The 24,693-nt window shown below is 54.0% G+C and carries 21 protein-coding genes and 1 tRNA gene; 9 read left to right on the top strand and 13 right to left on the bottom strand.

The features are described from left to right. Window positions 1–104 precede the first annotated feature (104 nt). A complete protein-coding gene (lon, locus tag CDH47_RS02165) occupies window positions 105–2,555 on the top strand; it encodes an endopeptidase La (RefSeq protein WP_100638178.1) in 2,451 nt (816 codons plus the stop codon). Between the two features lie 19 nt (window positions 2,556–2,574). Here lon and CDH47_RS02160 read toward each other — a convergent pair whose 3' ends face one another. Then, complete coding sequence (locus CDH47_RS02160; protein WP_100638177.1) at window positions 2,575–3,069, bottom strand: MarR family winged helix-turn-helix transcriptional regulator; 495 nt, start codon at window positions 3,067–3,069, stop codon at window positions 2,575–2,577. Between the two features lie 334 nt (window positions 3,070–3,403). On the opposite strand from CDH47_RS02160, the gene CDH47_RS02155 reads away from it, so the two are divergent. The 8 genes from CDH47_RS02155 to CDH47_RS02120 all read left to right on the top strand — a co-directional run bounded on the left by CDH47_RS02155 (window position 3,404) and on the right by CDH47_RS02120 (window position 11,889). Then, a complete protein-coding gene (locus tag CDH47_RS02155) occupies window positions 3,404–4,516 on the top strand; it encodes a branched-chain amino acid ABC transporter substrate-binding protein (RefSeq protein WP_100638176.1) in 1,113 nt (370 codons plus the stop codon). A 160-nt stretch (window positions 4,517–4,676) separates the two neighbouring features. Continuing rightward, window positions 4,677–5,600 carry a high-affinity branched-chain amino acid ABC transporter permease LivH gene (gene livH / locus CDH47_RS02150; RefSeq protein WP_100638175.1) on the top strand — a complete coding sequence of 308 codons (924 nt, stop codon included), beginning with the start codon at window positions 4,677–4,679 and terminating at the stop codon, window positions 5,598–5,600. Further along, a complete protein-coding gene (livM, locus tag CDH47_RS02145; protein WP_100638174.1) occupies window positions 5,600–6,871 on the top strand; it encodes a high-affinity branched-chain amino acid ABC transporter permease LivM in 1,272 nt (423 codons plus the stop codon). Before livH ends, livM begins: the two co-directional genes overlap by 1 nt. A 6-nt stretch (window positions 6,872–6,877) precedes the next feature. Further along, window positions 6,878–7,633, top strand: a complete 756-nt coding sequence (livG, locus tag CDH47_RS02140; protein WP_100638173.1) for a high-affinity branched-chain amino acid ABC transporter ATP-binding protein LivG — start codon at window positions 6,878–6,880, stop codon at window positions 7,631–7,633. An 8-nt stretch (window positions 7,634–7,641) separates the two neighbouring features. Then, the gene (locus CDH47_RS02135; protein WP_100638733.1) at window positions 7,642–8,343 is read left to right on the top strand and encodes an ABC transporter ATP-binding protein; all 702 of its coding nucleotides are present in this window, start codon (window positions 7,642–7,644) and stop codon (window positions 8,341–8,343) included. Window positions 8,344–8,616: 273 nt separating this feature from the next. Then, window positions 8,617–9,081 (top strand): DUF3015 domain-containing protein, encoded by a 465-nt coding sequence (locus CDH47_RS02130; RefSeq protein WP_100638172.1) that lies wholly within the window; start codon window positions 8,617–8,619, stop codon window positions 9,079–9,081. 85 nt (window positions 9,082–9,166) lie between these two features. Then, window positions 9,167–11,032, top strand: coding sequence for an Lnb N-terminal periplasmic domain-containing protein (locus CDH47_RS02125; protein ID WP_100638171.1), 1,866 nt, complete (start codon window positions 9,167–9,169; stop codon window positions 11,030–11,032). Continuing rightward, complete coding sequence (locus CDH47_RS02120; protein ID WP_100638170.1) at window positions 11,002–11,889, top strand: alpha/beta hydrolase; 888 nt, start codon at window positions 11,002–11,004, stop codon at window positions 11,887–11,889. The genes CDH47_RS02125 and CDH47_RS02120 overlap by 31 nt, the downstream gene beginning before the upstream one ends. 239 nt (window positions 11,890–12,128) lie before the next feature. Here CDH47_RS02120 and pnp read toward each other — a convergent pair whose 3' ends face one another. The 12 genes from pnp to folP form a co-directional block, all read right to left on the bottom strand. After that, the gene (gene pnp, locus CDH47_RS02115) at window positions 12,129–14,243 is read right to left on the bottom strand and encodes a polyribonucleotide nucleotidyltransferase (protein ID WP_239985574.1); all 2,115 of its coding nucleotides are present in this window, start codon (window positions 14,241–14,243) and stop codon (window positions 12,129–12,131) included. Between the two features lie 309 nt (window positions 14,244–14,552). Next, complete coding sequence (gene rpsO / locus CDH47_RS02110) at window positions 14,553–14,822, bottom strand: 30S ribosomal protein S15 (protein WP_100638168.1); 270 nt, start codon at window positions 14,820–14,822, stop codon at window positions 14,553–14,555. A 78-nt stretch (window positions 14,823–14,900) separates the two neighbouring features. After that, window positions 14,901–15,830, bottom strand: a complete 930-nt coding sequence (truB, locus tag CDH47_RS02105) for a tRNA pseudouridine(55) synthase TruB (protein ID WP_100638167.1) — start codon at window positions 15,828–15,830, stop codon at window positions 14,901–14,903. Then, the gene (gene rbfA / locus CDH47_RS02100) at window positions 15,827–16,273 is read right to left on the bottom strand and encodes a 30S ribosome-binding factor RbfA (protein WP_100638166.1); all 447 of its coding nucleotides are present in this window, start codon (window positions 16,271–16,273) and stop codon (window positions 15,827–15,829) included. The genes truB and rbfA overlap by 4 nt, the downstream gene beginning before the upstream one ends. After that, a complete protein-coding gene (gene infB / locus CDH47_RS02095) occupies window positions 16,273–18,834 on the bottom strand; it encodes a translation initiation factor IF-2 (RefSeq protein ID WP_100638165.1) in 2,562 nt (853 codons plus the stop codon). The genes rbfA and infB overlap by 1 nt, the downstream gene beginning before the upstream one ends. Before the next feature lie 17 nt (window positions 18,835–18,851). Then, window positions 18,852–20,345, bottom strand: a complete 1,494-nt coding sequence (nusA, locus tag CDH47_RS02090; protein WP_100638164.1) for a transcription termination factor NusA — start codon at window positions 20,343–20,345, stop codon at window positions 18,852–18,854. A 54-nt stretch (window positions 20,346–20,399) separates the two neighbouring features. Continuing rightward, window positions 20,400–20,861, bottom strand: coding sequence for a ribosome maturation factor RimP (gene rimP / locus CDH47_RS02085; RefSeq protein WP_100638163.1), 462 nt, complete (start codon window positions 20,859–20,861; stop codon window positions 20,400–20,402). Window positions 20,862–21,180: 319 nt separating this feature from the next. After that, window positions 21,181–21,265: transfer RNA gene (locus tag CDH47_RS02080), tRNA-Leu, on the bottom strand. Between the two features lie 6 nt (window positions 21,266–21,271). Further along, window positions 21,272–21,634 carry a preprotein translocase subunit SecG gene (secG, locus tag CDH47_RS02075; protein WP_100638162.1) on the bottom strand — a complete coding sequence of 121 codons (363 nt, stop codon included), beginning with the start codon at window positions 21,632–21,634 and terminating at the stop codon, window positions 21,272–21,274. 24 nt (window positions 21,635–21,658) lie between these two features. Beyond that, entirely contained in the window at window positions 21,659–22,432 is a 774-nt protein-coding gene (gene tpiA / locus CDH47_RS02070; protein WP_100638161.1) for a triose-phosphate isomerase, read from the bottom strand. 76 nt (window positions 22,433–22,508) lie between these two features. Further along, the gene (gene glmM / locus CDH47_RS02065; protein WP_100638160.1) at window positions 22,509–23,852 is read right to left on the bottom strand and encodes a phosphoglucosamine mutase; all 1,344 of its coding nucleotides are present in this window, start codon (window positions 23,850–23,852) and stop codon (window positions 22,509–22,511) included. Continuing rightward, a complete protein-coding gene (gene folP, locus CDH47_RS02060; protein ID WP_100638159.1) occupies window positions 23,852–24,682 on the bottom strand; it encodes a dihydropteroate synthase in 831 nt (276 codons plus the stop codon). Before folP ends, glmM begins: the two co-directional genes overlap by 1 nt. Between the last annotated feature and the right edge of the window lie 11 nt (window positions 24,683–24,693).

Genomic DNA, 24,693 nt, shown 5'->3' with positions numbered 1-24,693 from the left:
TTCAAGAGCACCAGACCAAGGCTTGAACACCCCTGAGCTTGAAAATATAACTTTAGGCTCTAGTTACTGACTAGACACTCCTTATATGAGGAAGCATTAGCAGCATGAATCACGACAACGACAAAGACTCGCTGGAAGAATTCGAGGAAGACATCACCGAATACATTGGCAAAAATGAACACGGCACAGAACTGGCTCTTCCGGAGCAATCCTTGCCCAAGAGAATGTACGTGCTGCCGGTATCAAACCGGCCGTTCTTCCCCGCACAGGTGCAGCCTGTCGTGGTCAATCAGAACCCATGGCAGGAGACGCTCAAACGCGTAGCCGAAACCGACCACAAAATGCTCGGCATCTGCTTTGTCGATGATCACCAGCCCGGCCAAAGCATACCCGAGAGTGACGAACTGGCCACGGTTGGCTGCGCTGTGCGGGTTCATCACGCGCAGAATAAGGATGGCAACGTTCAGTTTATTGCCCAGGGCCTGCAGCGCTTCCGCATTGTGCAGTGGCTGCGCCGTAAACCACCGTATCTGGTAGAAGTGGAATACCCTCAGGAGCCTGAGGAAGATGCAGATGAAACCAAGGCGTACACGCTTGCCATCATCAGTGCCATTAAAGAGCTACTGCGCACCAACCCGCTCTATGGTGAGGAAGTAAAACAGTACCTCTCCCGCTTTGGGCCGGAAGACAGCTCCCCGCTGACCGATTTTGGCGCCTCCATGACCAGCGCACCTGGCTCGGAACTCCAGGAGGTTCTCGATACAGTGCCTTTACTCCGGCGCATGGAGAAAGTACTGCTGTTGATGCGTAAAGAACTGGAAGTGGCGCGACTGCAGTCAGAAATCAGCGAAGAAGTGAACGAAAAGGTGCAAAAACACCAGCGCGATTTCTTCCTGAAAGAACAGCTCAAGGTTATCCAGCGCGAGCTGGGTATGTCGAAAGACGACAAAACGGCGGATGCTGAACGTTTCGAAGCCCGCATGGCGGAGCTTGATCCACCGGAGGCTGTTCAGGAGCGTTTCGACGAAGAACTGCAAAAGCTGCAGATTCTGGAGCAGGGTTCGCCGGAGTATGGCGTTACCCGAAACTACCTTGACTGGCTGACCCAGGTGCCCTGGGGCCAATACTCCGAAGATCAGTTTGATCTGGCAGAGGGGCGCCGCATTCTCGACAGGGATCACGATGGCCTGGATGACGTAAAAGACCGGATCATCGAATTCCTGGCCGAAGGCACCTTCAAGGGTGAGGTCAGTGGTTCAATCCTTCTGCTCGTTGGGCCACCAGGTGTAGGTAAAACCTCCATTGGCCACTCGGTGGCAGACGCGCTAGGTCGAGAGTTTTACCGGTTCAGCGTTGGCGGCATGCGCGACGAAGCGGAAATCAAAGGCCACAGACGCACCTACATTGGCGCCATGCCGGGCAAGTTCGTACAGGCATTGAAAGACACCAAAGTAGCTAACCCTGTGATCATGTTGGACGAGATCGACAAGATCGGAGCCTCCTTTCAGGGTGACCCTGCCTCTGCACTACTGGAAACCCTCGACCCGGAACAAAACAAGGAGTTCCTGGATCACTACCTCGATGTGCGAATGGACTTGTCCAAGGTCCTGTTCATTTGCACCGCCAACCAGCTCGACTCCATTCCCCGTCCGTTGCTGGACCGGATGGATGTTATACGGCTGTCCGGGTACATCACCGAAGAAAAGCTCGCGATAGCCAAGCACCACCTGATGCCGCGCCTGTTAAAGCGGGCCGGACTGCTCAAAAAGCAGTTCAACGTGACCGATCCTGCAATCCGCCAGATCATCGAAGGTTATGCGCGGGAAGCGGGAGTACGGAATCTGGAAAAAATGCTTCACAAGGTGATGCGCAAAGGCATTGTGAAGTTGCTGGAAAACCCGGACGATCCAGTAAGAGTAGGAGTGGCAGATTTGCAGGATTACCTCGGGCAGCCAGCGTTCCGGAAAGAGAAATCCCTCCGGGGCATCGGGGTGGTCACCGGCTTGGCCTGGACTGCTATGGGTGGGGCTACGCTCAGCATTGAAGCCACACGGGTGCATTCCAGCCAGCGGGGCTTCAAGCTAACCGGACAGCTTGGCGATGTGATGAAAGAATCAGCAGAAATTGCCTACAGCTATGTTTCTTCAAACCTGAAACGTTTCAAAGGCGACCCTGGCTTTTTCGATAAGTCTTTCGTGCACCTGCATGTGCCGGAAGGCGCCACGCCTAAAGATGGCCCAAGCGCCGGTGTTACTATGGCAACAGCACTGCTGTCTATCGCCCGCCGGGAAGCGCCCCAGCAAAACACCGCTATGACCGGAGAACTGACACTCACCGGCCAAGTGTTACCCGTGGGAGGTATTCGCGAGAAAGTCATTGCGGCCCGCCGACAGAAAATCAGCAACCTGATTCTTCCGGAAGCAAACCGCGGAGATTATGATGAACTACCGGATTACCTCAAGGAAGGTCTCACCGTTAACTTTGCCCGGCACTACAACGATGTGTTCCAAGTGTGCTTTGGCAGCAAACCCAAGGCAGGCTCTGCGGTGCACTGAGCATAGGGAAAGAAAAGGCTCAGGCCTTTTCTTTCCAGCCGTCGTCCTTCAGCACGGGGCCCACATCCAATACCGGTGAAGCATCAATGTCGTCAGCATCCATCATGTTGGCGACTCGCTGGATCGAAGCCAGGATCATATTCTGCTCCCACTCATGAAGGCTCTGGAACTTCTTGATGAAGTCTTCCTGTAGCGGATTGGGTGCTCGTGCAAGCTTGTCTGCCCCACTCTCTGTCAGATGCGCGTGAACCTTTCGCTTATCCTGCGTGCTGCGAACACGGTAGACCAGCTGGCGATGTTCCAGGCGATCAAGAATAGTAGTCACAGTCGCCTGGCTCAGGCTGACATTCTCGGCAATGGTGCCAATGGTTACCTCACCCAGATCCCGGATTGTGCGCATAATCAAGAGTTGCGGACCGGTGAGCCCGGCATTCTTGCTGAGGCGTTTGGAATGAAGGTCTGTTGCCCGGATAACACGCCGGAGTGCTACCAGAACATGTTCATGGTTGTTCACTGTATCGCTGCTCCAATGGGGCCGACCGGCCCTTGTTTACACCACTAACTATTAGAGGTCTTCGCACTCTTGAATGCAAGGAATTACATGCAGTGCCTTCCCTTATTTGCAAACTCCTGACAATACTTTCCCGAAGTGGGCTTTGGACAGTTGCGCAGCAGCGAAAGCTTCCGCACACTGAGGCTCATCGATCATGTCGCATCACCTACCTGTGCGTCGGTAAATGTTAAATGATCAAAGAAGCCTCGGGCTAGCTTGACAAGGCTGGATGTGTAGTGTTTGTTTAGCTATCTGAGAACATAAGAATAACCCTGAACCTAACAGGACAGACACAATGACAACTTCACTGAAAAAGCTTGTAACCGCAGTTAGTACTTCCGTTGCTCTCATGGGAGCAGGCTACGCAGCAGCCGATATCCAGATTGGTATCGCCGGCCCAATGACTGGCCCGGTTGCCCAGTATGGCGACATGCAATTCTCCGGTGCCCGCATGGCCATTGCCCAGATTAACGCCAAAGGCGGCGTGATGGGCGAGAAGTTGGTCGCGGTTGAATACGATGACGTGTGCGACCCCAAGCAGGCCGTTACCGTAGCAAACCGACTGGTAAATGATGGCGTACGCTATGTGATTGGTCACCTCTGCTCCAGCTCGACACAGCCCGCGTCCGATATTTATGAAGACGAAGGCATACTGATGATCACACCGGCATCAACCAGCCCGGAAGTTACCGAGCGCGGTTATGAACTGGTTTTCCGCACGATCGGCCTCGACAGCATGCAGGGCCCGGTTGCCGGCAACTACATTGCAAGCCTGAACCCCGAGCGGGTTGCCGTTGTGCACGATAAACAGCAGTACGGTGAAGGTATCGCAACTGCCGTTCGTGACACACTGAAAGACAAAGGCATCGAAATTGCCATGTTTGAGGGCGTTACCGCAGGCGATAAGGATTTTTCATCTCTGGTCACTAAGCTCAAGCAGGCCGATGTGGATTATGTGTACTTTGGTGGCTACCACCCAGAGCTGGGCCTGATCCTGCGCCAGGCTCGTCAGGCCGGGCTGGATGCAGTGTTCATGGGCCCTGAAGGCGTCGGTAACAACGACATCAACACCATTGCCGGCGAAGCCTCCGAAGGCCTTCTGGTAACCCTTCCGCCAAGCTTTGACGAGAAAGAGGAAAACCAGGAGCTGGTAAACGCATTTGAAGCCAAAGGCGAAGATCCCTCAGGCCCATTTGTACTGACCTCCTACGCAGCTGTTCAACTGGTTGCTCAAGGTATCGAGGCGGCAAATTCCCAGGATCCGTTTGACGTTGCGGCAGCGCTTCGCAGCGGCACCTTTGAAACGCCTATCGGCACTGTGGAGTACGACAAGGCCGGCGATATGAAATCATTTGAGTTTGTCGTGTACGAATGGCATTCAGATGGCAGCAAAACTCCGTTAAACTAAGCCAGATCGTTAATAAACGGTAATCAAAAGAGCACCTTCTCACCGCGATCCGGGGGAAGGTGTTTTTCTAGGCTCCTGTTAATTCTGTCTCACACCCGATGCGGTTATCCTGCGCCGGGCTGATTCAGCGGAGGGAGCAGGCCTCCGGAGTCAAACAACAATGCAAGATCTCCTTTATTTTTCTCAGCAGCTCATTAACGGGCTTACGATCGGGAGTGCCTATGCCCTGATCGCCATCGGCTACACAATGGTTTATGGCATCATCGGCATGATCAACTTTGCCCATGGTGAGATCTACATGATCGGCGCTTACACCGCGCTCATCGCCATTACCGGCCTGACCGCTCTGGGCATTGCCTGGCTGCCGCTCATTCTTATTGTTGCACTGCTGTGCGCCATGCTTGTCTCCAGTTCCATGGGCTGGGCAGTGGAACGCATTGCCTATCGTCCGGTACGCGGGCGTCACCGCCTGATCCCGCTGATCTCGGCAATCGGCATGTCCATTTTCCTGCAGAACTATGTTCACCTGGCCCAAGGCTCCCGAAATGTCGGCTTCCCTGCACTGATTGAAGGCGGGTTCAATTTCAGCGCCGATGGCGCGTTCGAGATGTCGCTCTCTTACATGCAAATCACCATTTTCGTGACCACCCTGGTTTGTATGACGGCACTGTCGCTATTTATTTCCCGCTCCCGAACCGGTCGCGCCTGCCGGGCCGTATCCCAGGATCTTGGCATGGCCAGCTTGCTGGGTATCGACACCAACCGCATTATCTCCGCCACCTTTATAATTGGTGCCGCCCTCGCCGCTGTTGCCGGCCTGCTGCTTGGTATGTACTACGGCTCTGTAGACCCCCTGTTCGGTTTTATTGCCGGGCTAAAAGCCTTTACCGCTGCCGTACTCGGTGGTATCGGCAGCATCCCCGGAGCCATGCTCGGCGGCCTGATTCTTGGCGTGTCTGAAAGCATGACCTCGGGCTACCTCAGCGGTGAGTACAAAGATGTGGTCTCCTTCGGCCTGCTCATCCTCATTCTGCTGTTCAAGCCCACGGGTCTGCTTGGCAAACCGGAGGTTGAGAAAATCTGATGACTGCTAACAACTACAGGCACGCGCTCTTTTGCGCGGTTGTCACGCTGATTATTTCCTTCCCGATCCTTGGCCTTAATCTGGAGGCCAAGGGCGTCAAAATCACACTTACCGGAGCCCAGACCTCAACCTACATAGCCATTGCCCTCGCTGCTGTTGCGGTGTTTGTGTTCCAGGCGTTCCGTGACTCATTCATGGGCGTGCTGGGTAAACTGCCCAACCTCAATCCGCTGGCGGGCAGAGAACCCATGGAGCAATCCAAACGGGTCAAACTGGAATCCTGGATACTCACCGGCATAGTGGTGTTTGCACTGTTCTGGCCGTTTCTGGTGTCCCGTGGATCAGTGGATCTGGCCACACTTGTACTGATCTACATCATGCTTGCACTGGGTCTTAACGTGGTCGTCGGCCTCGCGGGCCTGCTCGATCTCGGCTACGTGGCTTTCTATGCGGTTGGCGCCTACACCTTTGCCCTGCTCTCCCAGTACACGGGCATTTCATTCTGGATGGCTCTGCCTATCGGTGCCCTGCTGGCCGGCGTCACCGGAATGATTCTCGGCTTTCCGGTTTTGCGCCTGAGGGGGGACTACCTGGCCATCGTTACCCTGGGCTTTGGTGAGATTATCCGCATTCTGCTCAACAACTGGACAAGCCTGACCGGCGGCCCCAACGGCATTGGCGGCATTCCCGAGCCCACTCTGTTTGGCATGGAGTTCGGCCGGCGGGTTAAGGAAGAAGGCAACACCTCCTTCCACGAAACCTTTGGCATTGCCTACAGTGGCGAGCACAAGGTTATCTTCCTGTACCTGATTGCTTTGGTGCTGGCGGTTATTACTGCCCTGATCATCCGCCGCTTTATGCGGATGCCAGTGGGCCGCGCCTGGGAAGCCCTGCGAGAAGATGAAATCGCAGCTCGCTCTCTCGGCCTCAGCCGCACTGCAGTCAAGCTTTCTGCCTTCACCATTGGCGCATTCTTTGCCGGCTTTGCGGGTACTGTATTTGCCTCCAAGCAGGGCTTTATCAGTCCCGAGTCTTTCGTGTTCCTGGAATCCGCTATCATTCTGGCGATTGTGGTTCTTGGCGGCATGGGGTCTCAGCTAGGCGTCATTCTCGCGGCTATTGCGGTGACAATCCTGCCAGAACTGGCACGGGAGTTTTCCGAGTACCGCATGCTCATTTTCGGCGCTGCCATGGTGCTGATGATGGTATGGCGACCACAAGGCCTGCTCCCGGTGCGCCGCATCCAAATCACACTGAAAAAGCAGGAGTGACAGACCATGCTTGATGTACAAAATCTGTCCATGCGCTTCGGCGGCCTGCTGGCAGTAGACGGCGTTTCACTTGATGTTCAGGAACGGGAAATCGTGTCTATCATCGGCCCTAACGGTGCCGGAAAGACCACCGTTTTCAATTGCCTGAGTGGTTTTTATAAACCCACAGGTGGAAAAGTCATCTTCGAAGGCAAGGAAATACAGGGCACCCCAGACTACAAAATCTCCCGACGAGGCATGGTGCGAACCTTTCAGCATGTGCGCCTGTTCACTCAGATGACCGTTGTGGAAAACCTGCTTGTGGCCCAACACCGCCACCTCAACACCAACATGCTCGCCGGGCTTTTTGGTACGCCCAATTATAAAGAACGTGAGCAGAGCGCACTGGATCGCGCAGCCTATTGGCTGGAGCGTGTTGGTCTCTTAGACCTTGCCAACCGGGATGCAGGCAACCTTGCCTATGGCCAGCAGCGACGGCTGGAAATCGCACGCTGCATGGTTACCGAACCCAAGCTGCTCATGCTCGACGAGCCCGCTGCTGGTCTCAACCCGGCGGAAACCAAAGAACTCAATCAGCTTATTGTGAGCCTGAAAGAGGACTACAACGTTTCCGTGGTGCTGATTGAGCACGACATGAGCCTGGTAATGGATATTTCCGATCGGATAAATGTCATCAACCAGGGCAAACCCCTGGCCAGTGGTACTCCGGAAGAAATCCGCCATAACGACGACGTGATCAAAGCCTACCTGGGCGAGGCCTGACTATGAGTATGCTTGTACTAGAAGATGTCCACACCCACTACGGCAAGATCGAAGCCCTTCACGGGGTATCTGTTGAAGTTAACAAGGGTGAAATCGTATCACTGATCGGTGCCAACGGCGCTGGAAAAACCACTCTGCTGATGACAGTCTGCGGAATGCCGCAAGCCAGCTCAGGACGCATAATGCTGGAGGGCCGGGATATCACCCACGCACCCACTGCCCAGATCATGCGTTCAGGATTAGCGATCGTTCCAGAAGGCCGACGCATATTCTCTGGCCTGACAGTTGAAGAGAACCTGCACATGGGTGGGTTCTTCAACAGCAAATCCGAGATCCGCAAAGCCCAGGATCATGTGTACGATCTGTTTCCGCGGCTCAAAGAACGTGAAACCCAACGGGCGGGCACCATGTCTGGCGGCGAGCAGCAAATGCTGGCCATCGGCCGGGCTCTGATGAGCAACCCTCACATGATGATCCTGGACGAGCCTTCACTCGGGCTCGCCCCCCTGATTATCAAGCAGATATTCGAGATCATCGGCCACCTCCGGGACGAAGGGATTACTGTGTTTCTGGTAGAGCAGAACGCTCACCAGGCACTGCATCTGGCCGATCGGGGTTATGTGCTGGAAACAGGCAAAATACGCCTGCACGATACAGGCAAAAATCTGCTCGAAAACCCCGATGTGCAGAATGCGTATTTGGGGGGCTGATCTCTTAGATGCGTAGCACAAAAACCGGAGCCTGCTCCGGTTTTTTATTCTTTTTTCCAGCACCAACATCCTGAATAAAAAGAAATACTCTTTCGAAATCAAATCGCGCTAGAGGTGTAGACTTGACCCAATCAAATCTGCACTATACACAGGAAGCGGTCTCCACACCTGTTTCCACAGGAATACGTCAGGGCCGTTTTCGCACAGTCGGTAACAAGCTGGCTATGTAGATTTTTGCGACAACAGATAACAACATAGATCTAGGAGTGGATTATGAAAAAACTGATCGCAGGTGCAATTCTTCTGGGCGCCTCTTCCATGGCTTTTGCTCAACCAGGCTGCGGTGTAGGCGCAATGATCTGGAAAGGACAATCCGGTGTTGCTCCCCACGTACTGGCTGCAACAACCAACGGTACGTTCGGTAACCAGACATTCGGCATGACCTCCGGCACCCTTGGCTGCCAGACCAACGAGTCAGTTCAGTCAATGGCCATGTACATGGACAGCAACATTGATAAAGTTGCCCGCGACATGTCACGCGGAAACGGCGAGAACCTGGAAACCCTGGCGGTCCTTCTGGGCGTTGAAGCAGCAGATCGTGGCGATTTCCGCCAGATTCTGCAGGACAACTTTGCTGCTATCTTCCCAAGCTCCGACACCACCTCAGGTGAAGCAGTAGACGCGATTGTCGCACTGCTGGAGAAGAATGAGTCGCTGAGCAAGTACGTAGCGGCCTGATAGCTGATCTGCAGGGATGCCCCAAGCGCCAAGGATGGCGCGCTTCCCCCATTTCATAATTCCCGACCGGAACTCGCATTTACCCATGGGCAACATGCTTCGTATTGGGCCAGTGGCGCTTTGGCTCATTATCAGTTTACCTCTGCAGGCTCAAACTCAAGCCGCTGAAGACTCACTGCACCTGGATCCGGCCTGGCTCACTCTCGTTCACTACCAGCCCAACAAGTTTGGCAGTGGCTATACCAGCCAAGCCGACGACCATGAGTTTTTTCTCAGTGAGGACGGCAAAACCTCGCCGAAAGCAGAGCTTGAAGCAACCCTGGAAGCGATACAGCAACCTGGAGATGGAAATGACCATGCCAGATGCCGCTTTCCTGCCCGGGATACATGGCTTCGTGAACACCTTGACTTGCCAGCGGCCAAAGCAGAGTGCCCGGATTACAAGGAGTGGGCGGAAAAGCTGAATACAGAAAGCGTAACCCTGGTATTTGCAGCCTCGTACCTTAACAGCCCTTCTTCCATGTTCGGACACACTTTCCTGAGACTGGACCCTCCCCAGGAAGATGAGAAAACCAATCTGTTGCTCGCCAACACTATCTCTTATGCGGCAGATGCGGCCGCCCACGACAACGAACTGATGTTCGCTTATCGCGGTATTTTTGGCGGTTACCCTGGCATCACCACGGTTCAGCCCTATTACGAGAAAATTCGCCTCTACTCCGACATTGAGCACAGGGATCTTTGGGAATACAAACTGAACCTCAACCAGCAAGAAGTCGACTTCATGCTGTCTCACGCCTGGGAATTACTGGATCGCAATTTCGACTACTATTTTTTCGATGAGAACTGCGCTTATCGCCTGCTGGCACTCATCGACGTTGCCCGCCCCGGCACCGACCTCCTGAGCGAGGTCAGCACTCATGCAATACCATCGGATACCGTGCGCTGGGTAATCAACAAAGACCTGGTTGCCGATGTGCATTATCGACCATCGGCTGCCACTGATGTAGCCCACAGTCTCTCTGCACTGCCAAAATCCAATCAGACTCTGGCTGCTGCAATAGCGAACGGTTATATAGACCCAAGCAGCGACGAGGTACTTGCGTTACCTCCACAGGAACGCGCCCACCTCCTTGATGCCACCTACGATTACGTGCGCTACCAGAGCGAAGCAGACAATTGGCCAAGAGAGTTTGCTGCACCACTCTCCCACAACCTGTTGCGCGAACGCAGCAAAATTGACGGTGCCCTCCCCCTTGAGCAACCACCAGAGCCGGAGGTCAGAGATGACCAAGGCCACGACACATTCCGCGTAAGCCTGGGGGCCGGGCAACTGGACCACCGCGAGTTTACCCAGCTGACATTCCGACCGGCTTACCATGACATTCTTGACCCACCTGCCGGTTACCGCAGTGGAGCGCAACTGCAATTTCTCCGCCTGGATGCACGCTATTACACTGACAACGACGAACTGCAAGTGGAACGGCTTACCGGCGTTGAAATCCGCTCCCTAAGCCCGAGAGATGCGTTTTTCTCGCCATTGTCCTGGCAGGTAGGCTTTGGTGGCCGCCGCACCGATACTGGTAATAAACGGGTTCTTGCGCCCTACCTTGAGGGCGGGGCTGGTGGAAGCTGGAGCTTGGGCCGCAACACCCAAGCCTTCGCTGTTGCAACAGCAGATCTCGAAATCGATGACGACCTGCGCCGTGGCTACGACGCTGCTCCTGGCGCTGACATTGGCCTGCTGCACCAGAACAACCGCTTCAGCCTTCTCGCTGGCGCCAAAATCAAAGCCTGGATCGTAAGCAGTCAACACCGGCAAGACCAGCTATACGCCAAAGGCAACTGGCACTTCGGCCGCGAATTCAGCTTGTTCGCAGAATTCACCCGGGAAGACCACTACGACAGGTACCAGAGCACATGGCACGCCGGAATCCACGCTTACTTCTGAATGCGGGACGATTAAAAACACCCGTACTGGGCCTACTCCTCTCAGCCGCAGCACTATTGCAAAGCGGCTGCAGCAGTTTGTTCTTCTTTCCGGACAGGAACACTTACATAACCCCGGACCGCCTCAACCTGATCTACGAAAACGTATTCCTCGAAACCGCCGACGAAGAAACCCTCCACGGCTGGTGGCTCCCCGCCCAAGGCAAACCCAAAGGCACCATATACTTCCTCCACGGCAACGCTCAAAACATCAGCAGCCACCTGCTAAACATCGCCTGGTTGCCCGCTGAAGGCTACAACGTCTTCACCATCGACTACCGGGGATACGGCAAGTCCACCGGGGCACCCGACATAGAAGGCGCCCTCCACGACTCCGAAATTGGCCTACGTTGGCTGGTAAGCAAACCTGACGTCAAAAACACTCCAACATTCCTCCTCGGCCAAAGCCTGGGCGGAGCCTTGGGCCTGATCCTCGCCAGCGAATGGGTACAACGCAACGAAACCCCGGAACTCAACGGCGTCATCCTCGACGGCACCTTCTCCGGCTTCCGCGGAATAGCCAGAGAAAAACTTGGCGCCTTCTGGCTCACTTGGCCGCTCCAAATCCCCCTGAGCTGGACCATCCCCGATGAATACGAAGGCGTAGACCATATCGCCAACATCAGCCCTATGCCCGTTATGGTCATCCACAGCGTCCGTGATGGCGTTATCCCTTTCCATCACGGCCGAGACCTCTATGAGGCCGCCGATGAGCCAAAGCGATTCCTGCAGACGGACACACCCCACGCCGCGACGTTCATCATTCCGGCATACAAGAATGCGGTACTGGAGTTTTTCGAAGGTGAACGAGCAAACTAAAACCGTAATTGAACGAATTTTAACAAGCTTTTTATAGGCAATTTAATTGCTCAGGTGTCAGTCGGGGGGAGCTTTTCAAAACTGTAGAGGGCCAAGGACGGCCCGAAACAAGCGCACATGGATGTGCTCGTAGCGTGTTTTGAAAAGCTCCCCCCGACTGACGCTACTCCCTAAGTTATAGGCCAAAAAAAACCCGCCAATCCCAAAAGGAAAGGCGGGTTTTTACTAGCTGCTAACGATCACTCAGAAAAGTCAGTCGGCTGCTCGCCTTCTTTGACTTCCTTCATAGACAGCTTCACACGGCCACGGTTATCAACATCCAACACCTTGACCAGAACTTCCTGACCTTCCTTAAGCTCGTCAGTCACATTCTCAATCCGGCGATCAGAGATCTGGGAAATGTGCACCAGACCATCCTTGCCAGGCAGGATGTTAACAAAGGCACCAAAGTCCACAATGCGCTCAACGCGACCCTTGTAGATAGCACCCACCTCAATCTCAGCAGTAATTTCCTTAACCCGGTTAACAGCTGCCTGAGCCGCTTCCTGGTTATCTGCGTAGATCTTCACGTTACCGTCGTCATCCAGATCAATGGAAGCGCCAGTTTCGTCACAGATAGAACGGATCATGGAACCGCCCTTACCGATAACGTCACGGATCTTCTCCGGGTTGATCTTGATCGCAGTAATGCTAGGAGCGCGTGGAGAAAGCTCAGTACGCGACTCAGAGATAACCTTGTTCATCTCACCCAGGATGTGCTGACGAGCGGTGTAAGCCTGCTCCAGGGCAAGCTCCATGATCTCGTCGGTAATGCCCTGGATTTTGATATCCATCTGCAGAGCAGTCACGCCGTCTTTGGTACCGGCTACCTTGAAGTCCATGTCGCCCAAGTGATCTTCATCACCCAGAATATCAGTCAGGATGGCAAACTTGTCGCCTTCCTTAACCAGACCCATGGCGATACCCGCAACCGCAGTCTTCAGCGGAACACCGGCATCCATCAACGCAAGGCTGGAACCACAGACAGATGCCATGGAACTGGAACCGTTGGACTCAGTGATCTCAGATACAGAACGAATGGCATACGGGAACTCATCCATGGTCGGCATAACCGCCATCACACCACGCTTCGCCAAACGACCGTGGCCAACTTCACGACGGCCAGGCGTGCCCACACGGCCAGCTTCACCTACAGAGTACGGAGGGAAGTTGTAGTGGAACAGGAACGGGTCCTTACGCTCACCTTCCAGCGCATCGATGGTTTGCACATCGCGTGAAGTACCCAGAGTCGTCGTAACGATTGCCTGAGTTTCACCACGGGTAAACAGTGCAGAACCGTGAACGCTTGGCAGGATGCCAACTTCGATTTCAATCGGACGAACTGTTTTGTTGTCACGACCATCGATACGCGGCTTACCATCAATAACCTGCTGGCGAACCACTGCTTTTTCGATCTTACCGAAGTTCTTCTTAACGTCTTCTGCGGAAGGCTGATCTTCCTCTTCGCCTGCCAGCTTTTCAACGGCAGCGGCTTTGATTTCGCCAAGGCGCTCATAACGGGCCATCTTGTCGCGAATTCCGTAGGCTTCTTCGATAGCACCGGCAAACTCGGACTTGATCGCGTCCAACAGCTCAGTGTTTTCTGCTGCTGGCTGCCAATCCCAGCGGGGTTTGCCATTTTCAGCGGCAAATTCCTTGATGGCGGTAACCGCAGACTGCATTTCCTGGTGCGCAAAAAGCACGCCACCAAGCATCTGGTCTTCGGTCAGGCCTTTGGCTTCAGATTCAACCATCAGCACTGCGTCGTCCGTACCCGCTACGATCATATCCAGCAGCGAGGTTTCCAGCTCTTCAAAGCTTGGGTTTACGAAGTAGCCTCTTTCATTGGTGTAACCAACACGACACGCACCAATAGGGCCGTCAAAAGGAATACCGGAAATAGCCAGTGCTGCAGAAGCAGCCAACATGGCAGCAATATCCGGATCCTGCTTCTTGCTGGACGACATTACCGTACAAATAACTTGCGTCTCATTCATGTAGCCGTTCGGGAACAGCGGACGAATCGGACGGTCGATCAGACGGGATGTCAGAGTTTCCTTCTCGGAAGGACGACCTTCACGCTTGAAAAAACCACCTGGGATTTTGCCCACGGCATAGGTTTTTTCGAAGTAGTTAACGGTTAAAGGGAAAAACGGCTGGCCTGGCTTGGCTTCTTTGGCACCAACAACAGTACCCAGAACCGAAATATCACCGATGGTGACCAGAACGGAACCTGTAGCCTGACGAGCAATACGGCCCGTTTCCAGAGTGACGGTTTCGCCACCCAGTTCAAATGATTTCTTACGCGGTTGCAGATCCACAATAAACTCCTGCGTTATCTGTTCAGAATATTTGTAGTGTGATTCTGAAGACACTCTGCCTGAAAGCTAACAGGCTGTTGCAAAACCCTGGCGGGAGGCTCGGTACGCAGCTATAGCGTGCCGCCCGGGCTTTCAACAACCTGCTATCAAATTCAGCTTTCCAATACGACAGAAAAGCCCAGATTCACTAACATTTTCAATACAGTGGTGAAAAGCACAACCGGCAGGCCCCGTAAGGAACCCGCCGGCTGTTGGCTACTTCCGGAAAAATACCGGAGTAGCCGTCAGGTCGTAAGACCGGATTTAGCGACGCAGACCCAGGCGCTTGATCAGCTCCAGGTAACGATCGCCATTCTTCTTACGGAGGTAGTCCAACAGTTTACGGCGCTGGTTTACCATCCGGATAAGGCCACGGCGGGAGTGGTGATCCTGCTTGTTAACCTTGAAGTGATCCTGCAGCTTGTTGATGTTGGCGCTCAGCAGTGCAACCTGCACTTCCGGGGAACCAGTGTCACCTTCAGCTTGCTGATAATCTTTAACGATCTGTGCTTTCTCATTGGCAGACAATGCCATAACTCACCTCAATGTTTGCGATGCTGTCTAATCCGGCCGAACCGCGCATCTCTACAGCCCGGCTAAACAGCGGTTTGCTTAACGCTTGCCGCTATCACTCACCAGCCGACGTGGAACCAGTTTGGTTTCCTCGCCTTCAGGCAATGCTTCTGCCAGTCCTACAAAGCCCTCGTTGCCATAAAGGCGCACGAAGCCATCATAAGCCCGGCCTGGTATTCTAACCGGTTGTCCATTCAATATCGACACCAAAGGCTGGCCCGAAAGACGGTGCTCCGGGAACATGGAGAGCGCCGCATCTGGTGCTACCAGAAGGCCATCCAAGCTCTCACCACGCTCCCGCATTGCCTCAAGATCAGGCACTGCGTGTACATCGTCCAGGGTAAACCCTGCAGCCAGAGTGCGCCTGAGTTCAATGACATGGGCACCACAACCGATCACTTCGCCGATATCCTCAACGAGTGAGCGAATGTACGTACCCTTGGTGCACTTAACCGCAATATCCAACTCATGCTCACGAACGGCCAGCAGCTCAAGGCTATAAATAGTAACCGGACGTGCAGGGCGCTCAATTTCAATGCCTTCACGGGCATACTCATAGAGCGGGCGTCCGTTATGCTTGAGCGCGGAATACATGGAAGGAACTTGTTGTATATCACCACGGAACTGCTCAAGCACGGGCTCAAGCACTTCCGGAGTAAGATTCTCTGGTACTGGTTTTGTAGCGACCACTGCACCTTCACTGTCACCGGTTTCGGTGCGAACACCAAGCTTTGCAGTGGCTATGTAGGCTTTATCACTATCCAGCATCATTTGGGAAAACTTTGTGGCCTCTCCGAAACACAGGGGAAGCACACCCGTAGCAAGCGGATCGAGCGCGCCGGTATGGCCAGCTTTGGCAGCGCCATAAAGGCGCTTAACCTGCTGCAGAATACCATTGGAGGTAATGCCAAGCGGCTTATCGATTACCAGAATGCCATTAACATCACGGCCTTTGCGTCTACGGCTCAAGCGTTTGACTCCGGATCACTCTGGTTATCAGTCGGATTGTCGCCCTGATTCTCTTCATTCAACTTAACGGCTGGCGTATCGCCAACCGCTTCGCGAATCAGGTTATCCATTCTGCGGCTGTAGCCTTGCAACGCATCAAAGTGGAACCGAAGCTGCGGGATAACCCGCAGCTTCATAGCCCTTCCCACCTGTCCGCGCAGGAATCCTGCTGCTCTGTTCAGCACAGAAATCGAGTCCACAACCTCGGGAGACTCAGCAGTGAGCTCCTCGGTGGTCAACAGAGAGACATAAACATCGGCATAGCCAAGGTCGCGACTGACCTTGACCGCATTCACCGTTACCATGCCTAACCGCGGATCCTTTACCTCGCGCTGAATCAGCAGGGCAAGCTCACGCTGCATCTGATCGCCAATGCGATCAATACGACTGAACTCTCTAGCCATTAGGCCCCCGTGGATTCGAGCTTACGCTCGACCCTGACACGATCAAAGACTTCGATCTGGTCACCGACCTTCACATCGTAGCCCTTAACACCGATACCACACTCCATGCCGTTACGGACTTCTGGCACGTCGTCCTTGAAGCGGCGCAGGGATTCCAGCTCGCCCTCAAAGATAACCACGTTGTCGCGCAGTACACGGATTGGCTTGTTACGGTACACAGTACCCTCGGTAACCATACAACCAGCAACCTGGCCAAACCTTGGTGACCGGAATACGTCACGCACATCGGCAATTCCAACGATGTCTTCGCGGAACTCCGGTGCCAGCATGCCGGTCAACGCGCCTTTCACATCATCCAGAAGGTTATAGATGATGCTGTAGTAGCGTAGGTCCAAGCCTTCCTGCTCAACCAAGCGCTTCGCCGATGTTTCGGCTCGCACGTTGAAACCAAAAATGACTGCGTTGGTGGCCATGGCCAGGCTTACGTCTGTCTCAGCAATACCGCCAACGCCGGAAGACACAATCTTGACCTGTACTTCCTCGTTACCCAGATCCTGCAACGACTTGGTGATCGCCTCCAGTGATCCACGCACATCTGTTTTAAGAACCAGGTTGAGGGTTTTAACCTCATCTTTACCCATGTTCTCGAACAGGTTTTCAAGCTTGGCTGCCTGAGCTCGCTGCAAACGCTGCTCGCGCTCACGCACGTGACGGAACTCTGCCAATTCTTTCGCCTTGCGCTCATCGGCTACGGCAAAGAACTCGTCTCCAGCGTTAGGCGTGCCATTCAGCCCCAGAATTTCAACAGGGATAGACGGGCCCGCTTCTTTAACTTGCTTGCCTGCTTCATCTGTCATTGCGCGGACTTTACCGAAGAAGGAACCGGCTACAACCATATCCCCCTGACGCAATGTGCCGTTCTGAACCAACACCGTGGCCACAGAACCTCGGCCACGCTCAAGACTGGACTCAACAACGACACCATTGGCTGGCGCGTCGGGAGAGGCCTCAAGCTCAAGGATCTCGGCCTGAAGTAGCACCGCCTCAAGAAGCGTATCAATACCGTCCCCGGTGTGTGCAGAGATAGGTACAAACTGTACGTCGCCACCCCAGTCTTCCGGGATAACTTCAATAGCAGACAGCTCGTTCTTCACCCGATCCGGGTCGGCCTGCTCTTTGTCCATCTTGGTGATAGCTACCACGAGTGGGACGCCTGCAGAGCGGGCATGCTCCACTGCTTCTTTGGTCTGCGGCATAACACCGTCATCAGAGGCAACCACCAGGATTACGATATCTGTACACTGGGCTCCACGAGCACGCATAGCGGTAAACGCTGCGTGACCCGGGGTGTCCAGGAAGGAAATCATGCCATGGTCAGTTTTTACGTGGTATGCACCTATGTGTTGCGTAATACCACCAGACTCACCAGAGGCAACCTTGGTACGACGAATGTAGTCCAGAAGCGATGTTTTACCGTGGTCTACATGACCCATCACACTCACTACCGGAGCACGCTTTGCCTTATCTTTGCCTTCAACTTTGAATTCGCTAAGCACATCGTGCTCAAACGCATCATCGCTAATAGGCTTGGCTTTGTGGCCCAGCTCTTCAACAACCAGTGTTGAGGTTTCCTGGTCCAGCGGCTGATTTATAGTTGCCATCACACCCATGCCCATCAACGCTTTGATGACATCACCGGACTTGACAGCCATCCGCTGGGCAAGATCGCCAACGGTAATTACTTCTGGAACTTCTACTTCTCTGACCATTGGTTTGGTCGGCCTCTCGAAGCCATGTCGCTTCTCTTTGGGTTTCTTTTTCGCCCGCAGTGGTTTGCGCAGCGTGGTGTCATCATCGTCATCCGAGACTACCAACGGCGCTTCTGCAGGACGACTGCGTGGCCCGCGATGCCCAGCCTGTTTCTTTTTAGGCTTGCCATCTTCACCATCATCGCCACGGTCACGAACTTTTTCTTTCTTTTTCTTCGGCTTGCGATCTTTACCGTCACCCTCAGGCGGTGGCATCGGAATATCTTCCGGTGCGACGACAGGATCAGGCTCAGCGGCCTTTTTCGGTTCAACCTTCTCAGCAGGTGCCTTTTCTTCAACAGCGGGCGTTTCAGCTTGAGCTGCCTCGGAAGGCGCTGCTGTTTCTGCCTGCGGAGCAGTTTCATTAACTACGGGCTCTGCCTGAGGCTGCTCCACCTTTTTCTCTTCTGGCAACTCTTCTGCTACAGGTGCCGGCGCTGCAACTTCAGGCTCCGGCTGCAAGTCAGCGCGCTTTACATAGGTGCGGCGTTTGCGCACTTCCACATTAACGGTCTTGGCCTTACCTGCCTTGAGCGTGGTTGTGGTTTTACGCTTAAGAGTAATCTTGTTCGGCTCAGCGCCTGCTTCACCGTGGGTCTTTCTCAGATAGGTCAGCAGCTGCTGCCTCTCATCACTGGATACAGTGTCGTTTTCTGAGCGGGCCTTCAAGCCGGCTTCCACGATCTGCTTCAGCAAACGATCCACGGGAGCGCCTACATCCTCGGCCAGTTGTTTTACCGTTACTTCAGCCATACCGGTCTCCTCCCGAATTAAGCCTGGTCTTCAAACCAGGGGGCGCGTGCGGCCATAATCAACTGCCCTGCACGCTCTTCATCCATACCTTCAATTTCAAGCAGGTCGTCAACCGACTGCTCAGCCAGATCTTCCATGGAAAGCACTCCCATTCCGGCCAGCTTAAATGCCAGTCCACGATCCATTCCGTCCATAGCCAGAAGATCTTCTGCTGGTTCTACACCGTCGAGTGCCTCTTCGTTAGCCAGCGCCTGGCTCAACAAGACATCCTTGGCGCGGCGACGAAGCTCAGTAACTGTGTCTTCGTCAAAGCCTTCGATTGCCAGCATTTCTTCCATTGGCACATAGGCAACCTCTTCAATAGAGGTAAAGCCTTCGTCGATCAGCACGCCAGCAAATTCTTCATCCACATCAAGATGGGCTGTGAACTGTTCAATCAACGTATTGTATTCTTGCTCCTGACGCTCTCCGGCCTCTTCTTCCGTCATCACGTTCAGAGTCCAGCCTGTCAGTTCGGTAGCCAATCGAACGTTCTGCCCGTTACGACCGATAGCCTGAGCCAGGTTGTCTGCTGCAACAGCTACTTCCATTGTGTGGCGGTCTTCATCCATCACAATAGAAGCAACTTCTGCAGGCGACATTGCGTTGATAACCAGCTGTGCAGGGTTATCATCCCAAAGCACGATATCGACACGCTCACCACCCAGCTCGTTTGAAACGGCCTGGACACGGGAACCGCGCATACCTACACAAGCGCCCACCGGATCTATACGACGGTCGTTAGTTTTGACCGCAATCTTGGCTCGAGAGCCAGGATCCCGGGCAGCGCCCCGAATCTCGATCAACTCCTCGGCAATCTCGGGAACTTCGATGCGGAACAGCTCAACCAGCATCTGAGGCGCTGAACGGCTAAGAATCAGCTGCGGGCCACGGTGATCTGTGCGAATTTCCAGCAGTAGCGAGCGAACCCGGTCTCCCATACGGAAGGTTTCACGCGGGATAAGGTGCTCCCTTGGCAACAAAGCTTCTGCGTTTGCACCCAGATCAACAATAACGTTATCGCGGGTAACCTTTTTGACGGTACCTGATACCAACTCGCCAACACGGTCGCGGTAGCTATCAACGATTTTACTACGCTCAGCTTCGCGAACCTTTTGGAAAATGATCTGCTTCGCAGCTTGGGCTCCGATGCGACCGAAGGCAACTGACTCAGCCTTCTCTTCATAGGTATCGCCTGGCTTGAGCTCAGGATCGATCTCTTCAGCTTCCTGAAGCGTCAGTTCGGTACCCAATGCAGGAACCGCATCATTATCAACTACAAGCCAGCGACGGAAGGTTTCATATTCGCCTGTGCGGCGGTCTATCGACACGCGCACATCCGACTCTTCCTCTTCGTAGCGTTTTTTTGCAGCGGTGGCGAGGGCCAGTTCGATTGCCTCGAAAATCACATCCTTCTCGACGCCTTTTTCGTTCGAGACGGCCTCAACCACCAGCAAGATCTCTTTACTCATTGGATTGCCCTGCCCTGAATATAAACTGTGCATCTACTGAGTTGTTCAAATAGCTCACTCGAATACGGGAATGATTTGGGCTTTTTCGATGCTGTCAAAAGGCAACAAATACTCATGATCGTCAACAACCACCACGACATCATCCCCCTCTACACCTTTTAAAAGCCCCTGGAACTTCCGCCGGCCTTCAAACGCCATGCGCAAGCGAATTTGCACTTTGTGCCCGACAAATGCCTGATATTGTTCAAGCCGGAACAGCGGTCGATCCATCCCCGGTGATGAAACCTCAAGCGTGTACTCAGTCTGGATGGGGTCTTCTACGTCCATCACACCACTGATCTGACGGCTGACTTTCTCGCAATCGTCAATGCCGATACCATTCTCAGCATCGTCTATAAAAACCCGCAGCATGGATTGATAGCCCTTGGAACGATATTCAATTCCCCAGAACTCATAACCCAATCCTTCCACCACAGGGCGAAGAATGTCTTCCAGTTGTTTAAGCTTGCCTGACAAGTTAGGCGGTCTCCGTTATGTAATTTACCGGCCCCAAAAACAAAAAAAGGGCTGTTAGTCAGCCCTTTTTACGCACCAGGACCCGATGCGCCAGGCCCCTTAATCAAAAAGCCCCGATAACCGGGGCCTTTTGTTGCAAGAACTCGCAGGAAACAAACCGGTATACCGTTTCCTGCTGACAGACACCTGGCCTGCCAGAAGCCCGACAAAAACGGATGTCAGGCTCCAATATCCGCCGGAGTATAGAGACGCCGGGCGGACTGGTCAAGGACTGCTCAAAAAAACGGCCTGGATTACCCAAGCCGTTTTTTTTCTTAATTGGTGCCCAAGGCCGGACTCGAACCGGCACGGCTTTCGCCACTACCCCCTCAAGATAGCGTGTCTACCAGTTCCACCACTTGGGCAATACTTCACTCAAGCTCGGGGAGATCAGATTCCCCGCCCTCGAATTCACTTTCAGCCGCCGCATCAGCTGCAGGAGTCAGACGGGATTCCTTGACAGTCGGAATACCTGCCTCACCCGCCACTTCCGCGCGCTGCTTCGCAAAAACAGCCAGCGAAAAACTTGTCACGAAAAACACGACTGCAAGCAAGGTCGTTACACGGGTCAGAAAGCTACCGCTACCCTGACTACCAAAAACTGTCTGTGAAGCGCCACCACCGAATGCCGCGCCCGCATCTGCACCTTTGCCTTGCTGGATCAGCACCAGACCCACCAGCGCCACCGCGATCACCACGTGCACAACGACTACCAGTGTTTCCATCCAATCCATATCGATTCCCGCAAACCTTTAGCTTTAAGTACTCGCCGGAACATACCGGCAAATACTAACAAAATCTTCTGCGACCAGCGATGCCCCACCGATTAAACCGCCGTCGATATCGGGCTCAGAAAAAAGAGCCGCTGCATTATCCGCTTTTACACTGCCGCCGTAAAGTAGTGAAATCTCCTCGGCAGGCGCACCCATATCTTTCAGCACGCTGCGTATTGATGCATGCATAGCCTGGGCATCTTCTGCAGTAGCCGTTTTACCGGTACCTATTGCCCATACTGGCTCGTAAGCAACAACGATTCTCTTCCACGCCTTACCTGCGTCTTCTGCCTGTTCCACCGCAACCAAGCCTTTGCGCACCTGGTCAGCAACAACTGACTCGGCTTCACCGGAGTCCCGCTCGGCCAGAGTTTCGCCAACACATACAATGGCGGTCAAACCGCTGGCAATAACTAGCGACACCTTCTCAGCTACCAGCTCATCGGTCTCGCCAAAGAGCTGACGACGCTCTGAATGCCCTACCAGAACGTAATGACATCCTGCATCTTTAGCCATCTCCGGAGAAATCTCCCCGGTATAGGCACCCGACTGCCACTGCCCTACATTCTGAACGCCAACCGACACAGCGCCTCGTGCCTGCGCCAAAACATCGCCGACGTAAAGTGCGGGAGGAATAATAACAACCTCCACGCCATTATCAAGAGATCCGGCTTCACCCCGGACATAGCCTACCAGTTTTTCAGACAGATCTTTCGACCCGTTCATCTTCCAGTTTCCGGCTACAATCTTGCGACGCATAACAGTTCCCTAACGTAAGGGAGGGCGCACTATACAGCAGTCCCTCATAACAGACAACCGCCTGAAATCAACAATATCAGGGTGTTGAGTTTTCGACGACCTTGACCAGATTTTCAACAACACGTCGTATATCGTCAGCGTTCTGACCTTCGGCCATCACACGAATCAGCGGCTCAGTTCCAGATGCGCGCAGCAAAACCCTGCCAGCATCACCAAGCTCCAGCTCTGCACTCTTGACTGCATCGACTATATCCGCACGACTAAACGGATCAAAGCGCTGCTCTACACGCACGTTGATCATGGTTTGAGGCAGCTTACTCATGCCTTTACGCATTTCAGCAAGCGTCTTCCCGGACTTCCAGATAGACAAAAGCACCTGGAGAGCCGACACAATGCCATCGCCGGTACTGGTGCAATCACGTATAACCATGTGCCCGGAGCCTTCACCACCCAGCACCCAATTGTTTGCGATCAGCCGCTCCATTACATAGCGATCACCAACATTCGCACGCTCGAATGATATACCCATCTCTGTCAGCGCCAGCTCAACCCCAAGGTTAGTCATCAACGTGCCGACTACACCACCCTTGAGGCGACCCTCTTCAAATCTTTGAGCGGCCATTACGTACAGCAACTCATCGCCATCAACTTCGGAGCCATCCTGGTCAACCATCAACACCCGGTCACCATCGCCATCAAAGGCAATGCCCAGATCGGCCTCTTTATCAATAACTGCCTGCTTCAGGGCATCAAGGTGTGTCGACCCGACATTCAGGTTGATATTCAGTCCGTCCGGCTCTGCACCGATAACAAACACTTTTGCTCCCAGCTCACGAAATACTTTCGGGGCAACGTGATAGGTAGCTCCATGGGCGCAATCCAGAACAATTTTCAAGTTATCGAGGGTAAACTCGTTCGGCACGGTGCTCTTGCAAAATTCAACGTAGCGCCCCGGTGCATCCTCGATTCTTGAAGCCTTACCCAGTTCTCCAGGGCCGCAGACGGCAATTGGCGTATCCAGCCAGCGCTCAATCTCGGCTTCCAGAGCGTCATCCAGCTTGGTGCCTTCCGCGGAGAAAAACTTGATGCCATTATCGTGATGGGGGTTATGAGAGGCGCTGATCACAATGCCTGCTGACGCACGAAATGTACGAGTCAGATAAGCAATAGCTGGCGTCGGCATCGGGCCCAGCAGCTTCACATCCACACCCGCCGCTGACAATCCAGCCTCTAAAGCAGACTCGAACATATAACCTGACAAACGGGTGTCTTTGCCAATCAATACACTATTGCGCTGTCCCGCCCTTTTAAACGCCTGCCCGGCAGCCCAGCCCAAATGCAACATGAACTCGGGTGTAATCGGGTGCTCACCCACCCTGCCGCGTATGCCGTCTGTACCAAAATATTTTCTTCCGGCCATTAATCCGCCTCCTTTACGGCCGTCGCAACCTTGACGGCATCTATGGTTTCCCTGACATCGTGCACACGAATGATACTGGCACCTTTCATTGCAGATATTGTCGCGGCCGCGAGGCTCGCGGGCAACCTTTCATCTACATCCCGACCAGTTATATTTCCGAGCATGGATTTTCTGGACATCCCCACCAACAACGGATGACCCAGCGCCCGGAGCTGCTCCAGGGAAGCAAGCAGGCGCAGGTTATGCTCAAGTTTTTTCCCAAACCCGAAACCGGGGTCCAGAATAATATTCTCGGCACACACCCCGGCCTGCACAGCCACGCGAACGCGCTGGGATAAAAACTCCCCAACCTCGCGCATTACATTCTGGTATTCGGGGCGATCTTGCATGGTTTTCGGTTCGCCCTGAATGTGCATGATGCAAACAGGCACACCGGCGGTTGCAGCAGCCGCCAGAGCTCCGTCTCTTTGCAACGCGCGCACATCGTTGACAAGCCCTGCGCCCAACTCCACCGCCTGAGTCATGACCGCTGGCGTGCTGGTATCCACGGAAACAATCGCATCCAGCTCCCGCGAAATTGCCTCAACCACAGGACAGACCCGATCGAGCTCTTCCTGAACCGAGACACTCGCAGCACCAGGGCGAGTCGATTCGCCGCCGACATCAATAAACGCGGCGCCATCAGAGACCATCTGGCGCGCCCGAAAGAGCGCCATATCCAGCTGGTTAAACCGACCACCATCGGAGAAAGAGTCTGGCGTAACGTTGAGGACACCCATCACATGGCAGCGGGACATGTCCAACACTCGCCGGGCAAACTTCATTTCCATAACTAACCTTT

Source organism: Marinobacter salexigens, assembly GCF_002806945.1.
In the GTDB taxonomy this organism is placed as follows: domain Bacteria; phylum Pseudomonadota; class Gammaproteobacteria; order Pseudomonadales; family Oleiphilaceae; genus Marinobacter; species Marinobacter salexigens.
Note: the sequence above shows the minus strand (reverse complement) of the source record. Positions and strands in the feature narration are given on the sequence as shown.